The sequence below is a fragment of the Pseudoalteromonas marina genome, from assembly GCF_000238335.3.
In the GTDB taxonomy this organism is placed as follows: Bacteria; Pseudomonadota; Gammaproteobacteria; order Enterobacterales; family Alteromonadaceae; genus Pseudoalteromonas; species Pseudoalteromonas marina.
The window spans coordinates 266309-282116 of sequence record NZ_AHCB03000012.1; the positions used below are offsets into that span (position 1 = coordinate 266309).

11 protein-coding genes and 1 pseudogene are annotated in these 15808 nt (G+C 34.5%); 9 read left to right on the forward strand and 3 right to left on the reverse strand.

Annotated features, from left to right (window positions below; genetic code table 11):
* The first annotated feature begins 135 nt into the window (after nt 1–135).
* From PMAN_RS17105 to PMAN_RS17120, 4 genes and pseudogenes are all read left to right on the forward strand, one after another.
* Complete coding sequence (locus PMAN_RS17105) at nt 136–294, forward strand: hypothetical protein (protein ID WP_168371061.1); 159 nt, start codon at nt 136–138, stop codon at nt 292–294.
* Nucleotides 295–328: 34 nt separating this feature from the next.
* Nucleotides 329–1300 (forward strand): annotated as a pseudogene (locus PMAN_RS17110) (transposase).
* A 352-nt stretch (nt 1301–1652) separates the two neighbouring features.
* The gene (locus PMAN_RS17115) at nt 1653–4679 is read left to right on the forward strand and encodes an ankyrin repeat domain-containing protein (RefSeq protein WP_010556883.1); all 3027 of its coding nucleotides are present in this window, start codon (nt 1653–1655) and stop codon (nt 4677–4679) included.
* Nucleotides 4670–7495 (forward strand): ankyrin repeat domain-containing protein, encoded by a 2826-nt coding sequence (locus PMAN_RS17120; RefSeq protein ID WP_010556882.1) that lies wholly within the window; start codon nt 4670–4672, stop codon nt 7493–7495. Before PMAN_RS17115 ends, PMAN_RS17120 begins: the two co-directional genes overlap by 10 nt.
* 91 nt (nt 7496–7586) lie before the next feature.
* Here the strand turns inward: PMAN_RS17120 and PMAN_RS17125 are convergent, their stop codons facing one another.
* Nucleotides 7587–8783, reverse strand: coding sequence for a hypothetical protein (locus PMAN_RS17125; RefSeq protein ID WP_010556881.1), 1197 nt, complete (start codon nt 8781–8783; stop codon nt 7587–7589).
* Nucleotides 8783–10468 carry a molecular chaperone HscC gene (locus PMAN_RS17130; protein WP_010556880.1) on the reverse strand — a complete coding sequence of 562 codons (1686 nt, stop codon included), beginning with the start codon at nt 10466–10468 and terminating at the stop codon, nt 8783–8785. Before PMAN_RS17130 ends, PMAN_RS17125 begins: the two co-directional genes overlap by 1 nt.
* A 592-nt stretch (nt 10469–11060) precedes the next feature.
* Between PMAN_RS17130 and PMAN_RS17135 the strand changes: the two genes are divergently transcribed.
* Nucleotides 11061–11717, forward strand: coding sequence for a hypothetical protein (locus PMAN_RS17135; RefSeq protein ID WP_010556879.1), 657 nt, complete (start codon nt 11061–11063; stop codon nt 11715–11717).
* Nucleotides 11718–11869: 152 nt separating this feature from the next.
* Here PMAN_RS17135 and soxR read toward each other — a convergent pair whose 3' ends face one another.
* Complete coding sequence (soxR, locus tag PMAN_RS17140; protein WP_010556878.1) at nt 11870–12334, reverse strand: redox-sensitive transcriptional activator SoxR; 465 nt, start codon at nt 12332–12334, stop codon at nt 11870–11872.
* Between the two features lie 78 nt (nt 12335–12412).
* On the opposite strand from soxR, the gene PMAN_RS17145 reads away from it, so the two are divergent.
* From PMAN_RS17145 to PMAN_RS17160, 4 genes are all read left to right on the forward strand, one after another.
* The gene (locus tag PMAN_RS17145; RefSeq protein ID WP_008128048.1) at nt 12413–12886 is read left to right on the forward strand and encodes a flavodoxin family protein; all 474 of its coding nucleotides are present in this window, start codon (nt 12413–12415) and stop codon (nt 12884–12886) included.
* 66 nt (nt 12887–12952) lie between these two features.
* Nucleotides 12953–13462 (forward strand): DsrE family protein, encoded by a 510-nt coding sequence (locus PMAN_RS17150; protein ID WP_010556877.1) that lies wholly within the window; start codon nt 12953–12955, stop codon nt 13460–13462.
* The gene (locus tag PMAN_RS17155) at nt 13462–14082 is read left to right on the forward strand and encodes an SGNH/GDSL hydrolase family protein (protein ID WP_010556876.1); all 621 of its coding nucleotides are present in this window, start codon (nt 13462–13464) and stop codon (nt 14080–14082) included. Before PMAN_RS17150 ends, PMAN_RS17155 begins: the two co-directional genes overlap by 1 nt.
* Nucleotides 14083–14212: 130 nt before the next feature.
* Entirely contained in the window at nt 14213–15769 is a 1557-nt protein-coding gene (locus PMAN_RS17160) for an EAL domain-containing protein (protein WP_010556875.1), read from the forward strand.
* Nucleotides 15770–15808 lie beyond the last annotated feature (39 nt).

The following is a 15808-nucleotide window of genomic DNA, read 5'->3' on the forward strand; positions in this document are numbered from 1 at the left end:
TAGCCATTCTTAATATTGACCTTTAACAATCATAAAAGGAATTCAAACTTAGTCGTTATTCATCACCTAAGTTTATTGTTACTCTAGGGTTGAGAAATGGTGAAATGCAAAGCAATGATAATAAAGGAATAGAATATGCTTGAGCAGTATGCAGACACAGCTTATAGAGGTAAGCAAGATGAAAAGTTCAGAAGTGAAATAGCGACTGATGAGCGTGACTCTATGTATTGCCGCTATTACAACAATAAACTAGACACCCATCCTAATTTTACAGTTTGGCAAACTAAGTACTAGGCTTTTATCAGTGCAAAAATAAGCAGGGTGTCTTATGGCAATTGCAAGAAAGCGTCAAGTAAGTCTAGTTGATACAAAATATTATCATTGTATTTCACGGTGTGTTCGCCGTGCATTTTATGTGGTGAAGACCATTTTACGGGGAAGTCTTACGAACATCGGCGAGGCTGGGTTGAAGATAAGTTACTTGAATTAGCGAAGGTATTTGTATTGATGTATGTGCTTATGCCGTAATGAGTAATCATACGCTCTTAGTCTTGTATGTAGATGATAAGAAAGCCAATAGACTGAATGACAAAGCGATTGTTATTCGCTGGCATAAGCTTTGTAAAGGTACGTTGATTACACAAAAATACATCTAGGGCGAAAAGCTAAGCCAAATAGAACTCATATTTTTAATCAAACAGTCAAACAATACCGCGAACGTTTATCAAGTATTAGCTGGTTTATGTGATTATTAAATGAAGACATTGCGCGCAAAGCAAACAAAGTAGATAACTGCACAGGCCGATTCTGGGAAGGTCGCTTTAAATCGCAAGCTTTATTAGATGAAGCTGCACTTGCAGCATGTATGGCGTATGTAGACTTAAACCCCATTAGAGCGAAAATGGCTAATACTCCTGAAGAATCGGACCATACCAGTGTTCAAAAGCGTTTAACAAGCGCAACAGAAGGTAAGCAACCTAAACAGTTACTGCGCTTTGCAGGTATGTCGCGTCAAATAATACCAAAAGGGTTACCGTTTGAGCTTAAATCGTACCTTGAACCTGTTGAATTAACAGGACGTTGTATACGAGAAGATAAGCGAGGGTATATTGAAAGTACATATTTGCCTTTACTAGAAAGAGTGAATATATCGCCAGAAAACTGGTTAAAACTCACAACCCAATTTACACATGTATTCCATAGTGCAGTGGGGAGACCACCCTCACAAGCCGGCTACTGTGAAAATTTAAATAGAAAACGGCGAGCGAACACCAGTAAATGTGAAAAGCTACTCGCATAGACTTAAACTGCTCAGTAAAAGTATTTAGTAATAAATCACAACTGCATCATGCAGTTATTTTCGTGCATGTAATTTAGGTTTAACAGCGGTAATGTTTTATTTAATGAGTTAAATGAAAGAAATAGATAAGGAAAGGTAAGTTTTTAACCTAAAAAATAGATCTTATGGCATAGTTAAGGTTGCACAATTAAAGTGGCTGTCTAGTTTAATTTCCTTCATTTAATAGATAGTTTAATAAGTAAATTTTATTTTTATGTAGTATTACTTTTACTTTTACTTTTATTATGATTAATCTAATTCATGGAATGATTTTTATTTTAATAAAAAATTCAATATGTACTAAGGATGGTAAATGGAAAGGTTATTAAAATGGCTCCTTTTTTACGGGCTTGTTTTCTCATTTGATGTAAACTCAAACTCTATAATCTCTGAGCATACAGCTCAAAACTTTCTAACCCCTTCATTTGCTGCAAACTACCTCTCAGAAAAAGATTTAATTGCTAGATTTAAAAATGGTTACAGTGAAAAATTAGATGCTGACAGTCAGCGAGATCTTTATTCACGGTTAATTAAGAAAGGTTATCATAAAGACAAAATAGCTACTTGGATATCTAACGGGTGGTTAAAACAAACAGTTTATAAAGACGCAATCATATTCGAATTAGATAATAAAGAATATGATGCTGCATTACAAACAGCCCAAAGTGTAGATCTATCTAACTATGAAAATATTGATAAATTAGAAATGCTTCTTCGTTTTATGGAGAGTGGGAATACCTCATTAATAGAGTCGTTTGTTAAAGAGCTTAGAGTTCAAAACTTTTCTGAAACAGATAGAAGTAACGAAAAGGTTGATAGATTGCGTATTTTCAATGCATGGATAAAATTTCAATCTAGCGAAAACTTTACATTAGAGTATTTAAATATGGCGAAAGAGGCTTTTTTAAATAATCCTGAGCTAATACAACCATTTCCATACACTAATGCTTTTATAAGCAAGCAAGCTACATCCGTTTGGTATCAATTACATGGAAATCAATTAGATGTTAAATTAGTTCTGAATAGTGAATATGTTGAATTTGAAAGTCAATTACTCAAGAATTTGTTTGATTTAGGCCATATTAAATTAGAGCAACATGAATTAGAGATGGTTGAAAAGAACATTAAGGTACTTAGTCAAACAAAACCTGAAACTGACTTAGTTATTGACGGTAAACCATATGAAGAGTTAAACAATATAGTACAGAATCTTGAGCTATTTGTTCCCTACAGTGAAAAGCAAATTTCAATGATTGATATTAATGCTCTAAATGAGTCTTCGAGGTTACATTTACTTGAGTGGGCGATGAGTGTTGATCATCAATACTTAGTTCGTAATTTAGTTACGAATTACAATATCCCATTACATGAGGCCAAGGTGAAGCCAATTGTATTTTTTGAGATTACAGCAGCTCCACTAGAATGGTACTACGCTTTTATGCCAAAGGTATTAGAAGATGCTGCGAAGTTAGGTTTAATAAATGGTTGCAATGATAAAGTAAATAAATATATGTATTTGCTCGAATACATATATATAGGTGGTTTGAATAAAAATGAGCTGCTTTGTTTTTTTTCGAGAACGTCAGATAAAAACTTGCTTTCAAAGATATGGAACACAATTAATAATTTAAGTGAGGATGAACAGCTGGATGCTTTAGTGGATATAATAGACAAGCATCCTAATGTTCTCCGATCTTTATTTTCTGATGGTTTTATTGATATAGATAAATCGAAGTTTTTAATTATATTCGACGAAGAGTTGAAAAAAAATGGTTATTTCTTAGAAAAACTAAGCTTCTTTGAAGCTTTTGGCCTTGAAAGTGATAGATTTGAATCATTAATAAAGCAACAACTAGAAAATACTGACTATATTAAAATTTTTCTATCAGATAATAATGCTTCCCATGATTTTTTTATTCGTGAACCTTGGTTTCAAGATAAATTATGTGCGTTCTTTATAACTAAAAGTTATGGGCGAGAGCTTGAAAGAGCTAAGTATCTTTTAGTAAAAAATAATGTTAGCTGTTCTATTACATCAATAAATATGATTCAAGAAGATGAAGAAATAAACTGGGACTACCTATTAGATGATGGAAGCTTGTTTAGTCACCAAGCTAAAATTGCTTTTTTGTTTGAGTCTATAGAGTCTGAAGATTTTTCTTATTTTACTGATTATATTGAATCACATGGCGTATCTGTATTATCACTAGAAAACACAAAAGGTATTGAGCTTTCTGAAGTACTGGAAGAAAAAGTTAAAAGTTTAGGGTGGGCATCTACTTTATTTAAATCTATATTGACGGAGTATAAATCTGAAGCCAGCCCAAAATATTCTAATAGTGCTACACCCGCAAGGTTACAAACTGCGCTGAAAAACAAAAATTTACATAAATTTAAGCGAGAACTTTTTTCTTATCCTTATTCCGAAGCAATTATAGAAAATTTAATTAATAACTTATCATTAGACTTCTTAACAGCTGAATATCTTAGTTTCAGACATTCAGTAATTAAAATTATATCTTCACACCCTAGCTTTGCAAATTATCAGAATAATTGGGCTCTTTATCGAAAAATTTTCCCAGATGGTGAAGATGGTGGATCTGCTGAGTTATTAAAAACGTATAAAAAACTTGGTTTTAATTTATCTGAGCTAAGATTTCTACCAAAAAAGAGCTATTTTTCTTGCCCAACTTTAATACGTTACTTAGATAACGGTTTGCCTAAAGACATTACAGATATAAAAGGAAAAACATTATTTGAAAAAGTTATAGATAAAGATCTTACTATAGAATGTGTTGAAGCATTGAAAAGTATGGGTGTAAATACTAAAGGATTATTCAAAGGGCAGTCAATTTATTTAGAATTTTTACTACAATTCAAAGGAAATCGTGCAGTTGATATTGAAGAAATTACAAATATTTTTAAAATGTTTAAACGATTGGGCTACAAAGTTAAATCTGATGTTGCAACTAATAATAGGATCATCCGGGCGTCATTATCCTACGATAAAAATGTTTTAGAATATCTATTAAATAATGGGATAGATATTAATGATTCAATTGACCCTGATTACCCACTAATAGCTCATATTATTCGTAGCTTCCGCTTAGATCTATTTAAAGTTGCAGTTGAACACGGAGCTAGGTTTGATGTTCGATATCAATCTGAGCCGTTGTTATTTTTCGCAATTAATCAATCTCCTGAGATAAGTCAGTGGATGATAAAAAATGGTTACCCGGTTTGTGTGAAAAACTCTAAAGGTAAATCTGTTTATCAAACAGTTTACAATTCTAAAAGCAAGGAAATGCTGAAGTTATACGGAGATAACAAATGCAATTAAGAATAGTGGTTTTATGTACCTTTATGATAGGGATCTTAGCTTGCTCTAAAGCAGAGGTATTTAGCAGGGAAGAGTGGATAGAAAAAATTGAAAACGAAGATTATAAAAGTTTACTCTCTATTATTAATAAAAACAGGGTTGTAGTAGAAAATGCAAACTCAAGTATTTTGCAAAGTGCCATTGAAAGTCAACATATCAGCCTGCTGGAGTATTTAATTGACAATGGTAAGTTGGAAAGAAATGATATTATAAGTGGTTACGAAAAGTCAGCGAGATCGCAAAAAAAGACTTGGCAGTATTTGTTAAACTACGATGCTTATAAAAATCCACGTGACAAGCTTTCTAGCTCATTATTTTTAAGCAATTCAAATTACTTTCCCGATTTAATCCTTAATTACAGATTATTGAGTGATCCAGAAACGAACACATTTTCTGAATATAAAGCTAATAAATATATAACAAACCTTAACTTGTTTTTTCCTGAAAATTTAAAAAGCTCTAAAACGTTCGACAAATTAATTAAAAAGTATTACCGAGATGCAGAACCACTCCATATTTTGTTTATTCGATCTTTATTTTATTTAAAGGCAGATACTAATAAAAAAAAGAATGATATTTACGACAATATAAAAATCTTAGCGAAAAAAGGGCACTTACCTGCCGTTTATTATATTGTCGATAATGAATACGACTTTTATGGCAATAATATTAGTTTAGATGAGCATAAAAATAGGAGAGAGTTGTTACTATTGGCAGCTAAAAGTGGAAATAGTCTAGCTGTTAATGAACTTATATCAGATTATGGAAACATGCTCTCAGATAGTGATTATGAATCACTAAGAAGCAGCCTTCTACTGTATGGTGATGAGTTAACTTATCGAGAAGTTATAAATTCATTATTGGAACTGAGTTATGTTAACTCTGAACATGTTGACTTCAGGAATAAATTGAACTCATATGCAGCTGTTTTCTTCTTGGACGCGGTTAAAGATAAAGGCCTGGTCATACAGTATGTATCGCCAAATAATGACAATTTATCGAAAGATCTGAAAATTGACTTTATAGAGGCTTACATATTACAAGGTGATGTTAAAAAAGCTAACAAATTAATACTGAGTGTATTAACTCAACAACTAAGCAATGAGCAAGAAGCAAAACTAGTTAGTTTGGTTTTGGAAAGTAATTATAAACCTGACGGTAAAGTTTTAAAGGCGCTTTTTCAATACGTAGATATTGGTAAATATCACAACAGCCTAATTAGATTAGGTCAAGCTCAAATAATTGATGGCATGCCATTAATTGCTTACTTAATTGAGCAGGGTAGATTTCAATTAGCTAATGGCTTAGTTGAAAGTGAGAGTCATTTTGACGAGGAAAAATATGTTTACTCCAGTTTATATATGGCAATACTTGCTAAACAACATGATTTAGTCAAGGAACTAATTAAAAAATCCAGTTCTGAAATGTTACAAAAGCGTTATGGAGTCAATAAAATTTCATTACTGCACCTTTCCGTATCTGTTGCAGACTTAAATTTTGTTGAAGAGTTTAGTACTCATAAAGCGCTGTTAGAGTTAGAAGATAGTAATGGACTTACAGCATTAGACTGGGCGATTCAACTGAATTTAACTGATATAGCTGAATTATTGGCTACTGAAATGGGTATAGATATAAAAGGAATAGAAAAAAACAGTTCAAATGATTGTTTAGTTGATGAAGTATCGGGGCTAATGTGGCTAAATAAAAACAATGATGGTAATTCCATTTTTAGTTGGGAAAGTAAGGTGCACGTTGATAATCCTAGTATTTGCGATATTGAAGCCTGTAGTATCAAAAATGTGATCAAATATTTAAATGAAGTTAAATATTGTGGAATTGGAAATTGGCGTATACCTTCAGTAGATGAATTACTCTCTATTGATGATAACTTACTTTTTTCGCTTAAAGGAAAGCCTGCGGATAGTTATTTCGTAAGAGACAAGCGAGGGAATCTAGTTTTCCTAAATATTACAGAATTTACATCTGGTGTCTTTAGTGTTAACCCCGAGAGAGCGCACATATGGCCAGTAAATGGTATAGCGAAAAAGCTTGTAAAAAATCTAAATGGTAATTTATTTTCTGTTGGTCAGACTAGAGTGATCAATGATGGAACTACCAGGTCAGATATTGTAAAACGTTCAGATACAGAAAACTTTAATCTGGCAAAGCAATTTTATTTTGGGCACATTCAAAAAGAATCAAAAGAAAAAGCATTAGTAATCCTCAATTATTTAAAAGCTAAAGACCATTCTGGATCGCTTGCATTTTTTTCATATCATCATGAACTCAACAACCAGCCAAAGTTAGCATTTCAATTTGCTCTTGCTGCTTTGGAAAATGCCAAAGAAAAGCAATGGGTTTCCTTTGCTAAAGTACGACTAGGTCATTTGTATTTAAATGGTATTGGTACAAAATTAGATGAAGAAAGTGGGGTTAGCCTTTTAAAAGATTCTGCCAACTTGGAAAATGTGGAAGCTATTGTTGTTTTGTCTAATTTTTACCAGCAAAGAGCGATGATAAAAGAACATCTTCAATATCAGTTACAAGCAGCAGAATTAGGTCATATTGAAAGTCAAAGAGCTATGGGGTTAGCATATGCCTTCGGTTATGGTCCTTTTTTAGGACAAAATAATACAAAAGCAGTTGAGTGGTATAGGAAAGCATCAAGTAGTGGCGACAAATTAGCAACTCAGCAACTTATTCGTGCATACACAAATGGTGAGCTTGGACTTGATTTTTCTCAAGAAGAAATAGATGTACTTAAAAAACGGTTATGAGCTGTTTTAAAAATTAAGATAGTAAGTGTTTTGCAAACTATGGGAACTATAAAAACACTTTATTTTATCGATATAAATAAAGCGCTTGTTGTCATTTAGTTATCGGTGGGTTATTAGCAAATTTAAAATAATGCCGTGCTTTTCTAAGTTTACGAATTGCGAATATTCCCCATAAAGTACCAAAAGGAAATAATAGCAAGGCGATAACTGCAATAAGCCAAACACAATTAAACGCTAATTTACTATTTTGATAGAGCTTAAAACATACAATGAACTGGCTTAATACGAGCATAAAGTTCTGAAAGTTTGAGGGGCGAAATAGCAGACCGTTTAGTGTTGTAAACAATGAAGCACAGAAAATAACTAACAGGACAAAACACCACATCATAAACAACGCTTTTAAAGTAAAAAAGCTTGATTTAGCTGCTTCGTACATTGCGATTTCGTCTTTAGAGTATCGATCGAGAGCACTGATACCACCTTGGACCGCTGATAGAGGTTTATGGTTAGGCGTTTCATTATCAATGTATTCCAAGATTGAGTCTAATGCGTTTGAATTTACATACTCTTTTAGTGTTTCTTGTTCTTCTTTCCATAAAAATGTATTGTTTAATAATATTATTGATTGAGTTCCCAGCCCTACAGTTGAGTATATTGCATGGGGTTTGCCATCACCGACAGCCTTAATTAAAGAGTAAAATGCATTAATCAAATATATGCTTACTTTGAAGTGAGTTTTTTTATTAAGTAGTGTTTGTTTCTGGCTGAATTGATTCCAGCGCTGAAATTGAACATGTTCATCGTCTTCAGATAGTATATCGTCACATATTTGTAATATGTCATCCAGGTTTTCAATTGTAATTTGCTGGTTATCTGACAAGTCAGGAGTTGGTGTTTCTTCTAAAACATTTTGTTCGTTTTTGTTAATTAGATTGTGAAATGAGTTCTCAATAAATACTTCATGATGCTGATGGCAATTAGTATATGATTTACCCGCGCCTTGCTGATCTGCAAGGTATTCGTTTTTATTAAAAAATGGTGTTTTCTCACCAGATAAATGAGCTTGCTCATCTTGTTTTGAGAAAAACATTTGGTCTTCAGAAGTTTCTATTTCCTGATCCATAGCATTCTTTGCGTGCTTAATAGCGCTTTTGTATGCATTGTGAAGTGCAGAAAACTCCGTAGCCTTTTCGTCAGGGCGAATAACTTTGACACGAGCAGCATAAGCTTTTTTAATTAAACCAATATCACTTGTTGGTTCTATTTGCAGTAATTCCCAGTCAATCATTAGAACCAACGTTCGCTATCAAACGAGTCTAAAGCTTCACTAAAAACTACCTGAGCTTGTTGTATCTCTCTTGGGTTTTGGTTATCTAGTATATGTTCAAAACGAGAGATTAGTTGACCCATGTCTTCTCTTTTAGAACCAAGAGAGCAACTGTAAATACGTTCTGCTCTTGCTACTAATGACCGATTTTTTTCGCTGTCTCTAGGGTGAAACTTTAGCTGACTTAGCGTTGCTTTAGCACGACTGATTTGCTCATCAGTTAATGCGCCTGGGGCGTTATTAATTACTTTGTTGTAAGTTTTTCCGGTACTTTTTACTTTAACGTCGACCTCTAGCAGTCCGCTCATATCGTAGCTGTAACGAACTGTAACAGGTTGTTTTCCTACTTTGTCTTTGGGCACGCTTATTTTTAATTCACCTAAACAAATATTTCTATGTACTTGTCTGTGTTCGCCTTGATATATGTTAACTCGCATTGTCGTTTGATAGTCTTTGGATGTGTATAAATCTCGTTCAACACTAATAGGTACAATAGAGTTGCGTTCAATAATTGGAAGCATTTGGCCTGGGTTATCAAAATCATCAAGTATCTCAGTGCCCAGGGTAAAGGGACATACATCGGTTAAAACAATGTCATCCAAGGCTGTGTTTTTTTCTACCAGCCCAGCTTGAACACCAGCGCCTATTGATACGACTAGCTCGGGATTTAAATTGCAAGAAGGTAAACGCCCAAAAAGTTTACTCACCATAGACCGCAGGGCTTTAAGCTTGGTGGCCCCTCCAACTAAAATTACGTCATCAATGTCATTAGGGTGTAAGTTGGCGTCGCGTAGGGCTTGATTAATAGGGTGTTGCGCCCTGATTAAAAGAGGAGTTATTACACGATAAAACCAATGTTGCTCTATTGTAAGTTTATATGTTTTGTTTTGATACGGTAGTTGTAATTGATGAACTAAGTCATTGTCAATATTGCACTTTATGATTTCTAACTTCATAAATGTTTGTTGTCGTTCTTCGCGAGAAAACTGTTGTTTATCAAAGCTATTATCTAAACATAGCTGTTCAAACATGGCATAAACGAAGTCTTCACCACCTAGGTAATTATCTCCGGCACTAGCATGAACTTCCATAACGCCCTCAAAGTACTCTAATATTGAGACATCGAATGTTCCGCCACCCATATCTAAAATCATAAAGGTACCTTGCTGGCGATCATTTAAACTATAAGCCATAGCTGCTGCTGTTGGTTCGTTTATTAGCCTTCTTACGTTAACTCCTGCCAGCTCACCTGCCAATTTAGTTGCGTATCGTTGGTTTTCGTTAAAGTAAGCAGGAACACTAATTATTGCCTCTGTTACTTTTTCGCCTAAAAATGCTTCTGCGTCTTCGATAAGTGAGCGCAAAACAAAAGAAGATAGCTCGGGGGCAGTAAACGCATGACTACCAATTTCTATCGAATGCTCTGTGCCCATAATGCGTTTGAAAACTGCAACTGTATTGAGCGGGTGACTGATCAACCTCTGTTTGGCGGTGGAACCAACGATGATATTGTTTTCATCGTCAATAGTGACGACTGAAGGAGTCAAAAATTTATCTAAACGGTTGGGAATTTGTATTAACTCTGTGCCTTTCCAAACGCAACATGCGCTGTTAGTTGTGCCTAAATCAATTCCTATAATGGCCACGTTCAAGTTCCTTTTGAATTATTGAAAGTTCAACTTTGTATACCGTTATTATCAGCTTAAAAAGGGCTATCAATAACTATGGAAGTAGGCTAAATGTAACATGTGATAAACCGCCGAAGTAGGCAGGAAATCAATAATTAAAGGCATTTACTACCATCTGGTTCAGTTGTCTTTTGAGTATATTGGTTTAGCTATACGTTGAACCTTTGTTGTTTGACATAAAAAAAGATTACCTTACTAATTCTTTCATATTCAAAGTTAAAGGTTAAGTTTTAATTTTATTGGTTTTTAGTTTAATGAGCCTTTTTAAATGTTAATAAAACCATGTTGTCACTAGGCGTAACTATAATTACAAATTTTTAGCCATCATATGTAAAATATTTAAAATGTCGATTTAATACAGTTTTTAATTTGGAATGTTAAGTTTTATTATTCTGTTTATTGGTATAGTTAATGCTGTTGTATTTTTACTTATAAGAGTGTTTTTATTGTTTTATTATCAATAAATATTTTTGTTATATTAATGTTGTTTTTTTTGAAATGGTTTGTATAATTCTGCGCGGGATAAAAAATAAACATTAAAAGGATGAAAATGAATACTTTATTAAAAAAAGTTTTAACTACACTAACTCTTTCTAGTACTTTGATATTAACAGGTTGTATGACAACTGATTTAAAAGTTAATGACAAATACGAACAACCAATCAATTTATCTACTAATAACCCAGCTTTGATTTTTCCGGTTTCATTACATGGCGTGCCAGGTAACAGCAGTGAAGTTGGTTTAGCTATTACTGCGGGTGTTGCTGGTCAATATGGCGCTTCAGTTATTTCTGCTCAGCAGCTATATAGTGTTGTAGGCAACCTTTCTTGGACTTTAGGTGAAAGTATTCGCCGTGGTGCAAATAAAGGTGACTATAAAATAAATTACTACGGTGAAAGAATTGCTACTGACTTACAGTATTCTATGGAAAAGTTAACTAAAGCACTTAAAAGCTCGGGTGTTATTGATGACAAAGACTTTTCTTTTGAAAATGTAATTGTTTTGCATGTAGACAGCACTGGCGGTATTCCAGTACCTGGCGTAAGACGCGTAACGGCTTTTGGTGGTGTAATTAACGTTAAAGATTTAGAAGTAGTGTCTTTTATTGAAAAAGATCTTGTTTTAGCAAATGATCATGACGCTATATTGGCTCAAATGCCTTTAGAAATGAATGCGATTGTTAAAGAGTTAACAAGTAAAAAATAATTGCTTTGGCCTTTCTAAATGAATTTTAGAAAGGCTTTTTTATACTATATAATCATTATTGCAATAATAAAAATATTAAGATTTTATATATTAATTATTCCTTTTTTAACCTCGCTTAATTAAAAATAAATTCAATTTAACTTTCAAATTTATTATAATTTACTTTTTAACAATACTGCTCCACTTTGCTCACTCCCTAAATGATCGTCTTTATTATAAATAGGGCAGCTTTTAAGTGATAAACACCCACAGCCAATACATCCATCTACGCGGTCGCGTATGCGTTGCATATACGCTATGCGTTCATCTAATTGAGCTTGCCAGCGTTTTGAAAGCGCAGACCAATCTTTTTTAGTGGGCGTGCGGTTATCGGGGAGTGAGGCAAGTGTTTGTTTTATATCGTCTAGCGAAATGCCCATGGCTTGTGCTGCTTTTATAACGGCCACTCGGCGAAGTACGTCGGGTTTGTAGCGGCGTTGATTGCCGCTGTTTCGCCAGCTTTTTATTAAATGTTTAGTTTCGTAAAAGTGTAATGTAGACACTTTTACACCACTTCTTTTTGCTACGTAACCTACTGTTAAAGTGGCGTCGATCAGCTTTTTTTGCCCAGCAGACATTAATTTTATTCCATGTATTGACCTCAATATAACTTGAGGTTTTAAGCTCCCTTCAACATTAAAAAAGGAGCTGGAAAAATGCAACAAAAACTTAGTCGTAACACCGTTATTATTTATTCATCGGCACGAAAAAATGGTAACACAGCCGCACATGTTAAAAGTTTTGCTGAGCAAAATGAGCTGCACGTTGTGTGTTTAGATGAATTTAAAATACCGCCTTACAGTTACAGTAAAAAATATACTGATGATGAATTTTTCTCGCTTTTTGAATCACTTTTAAATTACGACCATTGGGTATTTGCTTCGCCAGTGTATTGGTATAGCACCACAACACAAATGAAAACATTCATAGACAGAATTACCGATTACATGGATGACGAACATTTAAAACCAAAGTTGCGTTTACTGCGCAATAAAGATTTTTCGTTGTTGTCTAATGCGTCGTCGAGTGAGGCACCAGATGCTTTTGTTGCGATGTTTAAAAACACATTTAGTTATTTAGGCATGCGTTTTTTAACGCATCACCATAAAAGTTCGCACACTTTATCGTGAATAACTGCCTTTTGTACAAAGCATCTGGTACTTTATTTATACACTAAAAAAGCCAAAGGATTGTTTATGAAATATTTACTATTACTTTTGTTGTTAAGCCCATTATCTTTCGCTAATGAGCAACTTATTAACGGTTTTGGTCATTACTATAAAGTACCAGAGCATGCAGCGATTAATGATTCGACTCAATTTAAAATAGCGTTTGATGTGGCCGATGGCGCTAAAAAAGGCGAGCAAAATAATGCGATGAACTCACTTGCCCGCTTTATAAATATGCATGTTGCACATGGCATTAAACCAGAGAACATTAAGTTAGCATTAGTTATACATGGTGGTGCAAGTGTAGATGTGCTAGCGAACGATGAATATAAAAAACGCTTTAACGTTGATAATAAAAACGCGAGCTTAATAAAACAATTATTGGCAAATAACACGCAGGTATTTGTGTGCGGGCAGTCGGCTACGCACTTTAAAGTAACGCCTAAACAGCTTATACAAGGCGTTACCATGTCTTTATCTGCAATGACCGCGCATGCTCAACTTCAGCAGCAAGGTTACACTTTGAATCCATTTTAATGAAAAAATCTATTTTATGTTTTGGTGACTCAAATACGTGGGGATTAAACCCCGCAACGGGAAAGCGTTTTGTGGAAAAAGTAAGGTGGCCGTCGGTATTAGCAGAAAGGCTAGGTGACCAATTTGCTATTATAGAAGCAGGGCAGCCTAATCGTACGCTTGTGAATAATCCACCATTTAATGGGGACTTATCGGGGGTAAGTTATTTAAAACCGCTTTTAGAAGCGCACTCTTTGACTGCTATAGTGATAGCCCTTGGTACTAACGATTTAAAAAAGCGCTTTAAATTAACGCCTGAGCAAATAGGGAATGGCTTAGCAAATTTAATAGGCGGTATTGAAGGGTTTTACGAGGGTTATAAACAACCTAAGCTCATAATATTGAGCCCACCCTATGTTAGTTGTGTAGGGCAATATAAGCATGTTTACGAGGGCGCACCGAGTAAAAACCTAGCTTTGAGTAAAGAGTTTGAAAATGTAGCGTGTATTAAAAATGCCAACTTTTATGATTTACAAAAAATCGTTTCTGTTTCACCCATTGATGGGGTACATATAGAAGCCAATAGCCATGCTAAAATAGCGGGTTTAGTGTGTAATTTAATAAATGAAGTTGATGCTTAATTAACGCTAACGCTTAAATTATAAGTACGCTATTTACTATGAATATTGTGAGCTTATTTGCATTTAAGGCTGATTATGCAATGATGGAGAACACACTGATAGTGAATGCTTTATAGGCAATAAGGACATAATGAAAAAATACCAACAAAAGTCATTAATTGCAGTTTTAACCGGTGTTTTGGTTTTTGTAGTGGGTAGCCTAGTTTTATTGTATTTTGCGGGGCAAAAATTAGCGGCTGTAATACATAAAGATGCAAAGCAAATTGTTAACCACATAGACGCTGCTGTAAGCGAGCGACGCCAAATTCTTTTTCCTTTAAATGCATTAAACTTCTCTGAGTGTAGCGACGAAAACTTACTTGAAATGCGGCGTGCACTTTTTGATGCCAAGTATGTTGTAGATATCGGCTTTTTTAAAAATAACCAGCTTGTTTGTACCACAGGTTCGGGTGTACTAAAAACCCCAATAAACGATAGAACCCCCGACTATATTCGTAACAATCTTGAAAGTAAAAACGACAATAACATCAGAGTTCGGTTTGAGCCAAACTTAAGAATTTTACTTTTTGAAGAACGAATAATGCAGGTCGTGATAGTTAGGCAGGGTAACTATAATTTAATTATGGATACTGCAGCCATTAGTCGCAGTAACATTGCAGCACCGTACTGGGAAATAACGTATAAAACGGGTTCTGATTCATTTCATTTGGCAGGTAAAAGCGGCTTGAGTAAAGAGCTTGCAAGCCACAAACAAATACCGTTTGAAACCGCACTTATGTGCAGCGATAAAAATACAGGATATTGCGTTGCGGTTAGAACGCCATGGAGTGAGTTTTTCGCTGACAATCAATTTTTGCTGATTATTTCTCTTATATTAACCTGCCTAACGGGTGTGTCGAGCGCGCTAATAGTGGATTATCAAATTGCCGCTCGTCGCTCTACTAATAATAGAGTGCGTAAAGGCTTAACAAAGGGCTCATTTTATTGGACTTACCAACCTATTATTTGTTTGCACACAGGTAAAGTAATTGGTTGTGAGGTGCTAGCTCGCTTTGAAGACAAATACGGGCCACTTTACCCCGATGAGTTTATTCCGGTGATACGAAAAAATAATTTAACGTGGTCGTTTACTCAAGCAATGGTAGCGAAAGTACTTAAAGAGCTTACAGAGTTGGACGATTTACCAACGGGTTTTAAGGTGTCTATTAATATATTTCCTTGTGATGTAGAGCTTGGAAATGTATCGCTGTTGACACAAGAACCTGCACTTATTAATTCACGCTTTATTATTTGCCTAGAAATAACCGAAGACGAGTACCTCGATACTAGCATTGCACATGCTCATTTTAGAACGCTGGTTGATTCTGGATTTAATTTGTCGCTGGATGATTTTGGTACTGGCTATTCTAATTTAAGAAATTTACAAAATTTAAGTTTCCACCAGTTAAAAATAGACCGAACTTTTGTACAAGATATAGCCACGCAAGGTTTAAAGGCGTCTATGATCCCTAATATAATGGAGTTAGTGCGTAAGTTTAATTACACCTGTGTAGCTGAAGGAATAGAAACAACTGAGCAAGAAGCTATGTTAAAAAGCGCGGGTGTACATTATGGGCAAGGTTGGAAATACGGCCGGCCAATGAAGGTCGATAAATTTAAACGGTATATAGCACAGCAAACGCTTTAAAAAAGATCGACGATCTTTTTTAAAGCGTATAAGCAGTTA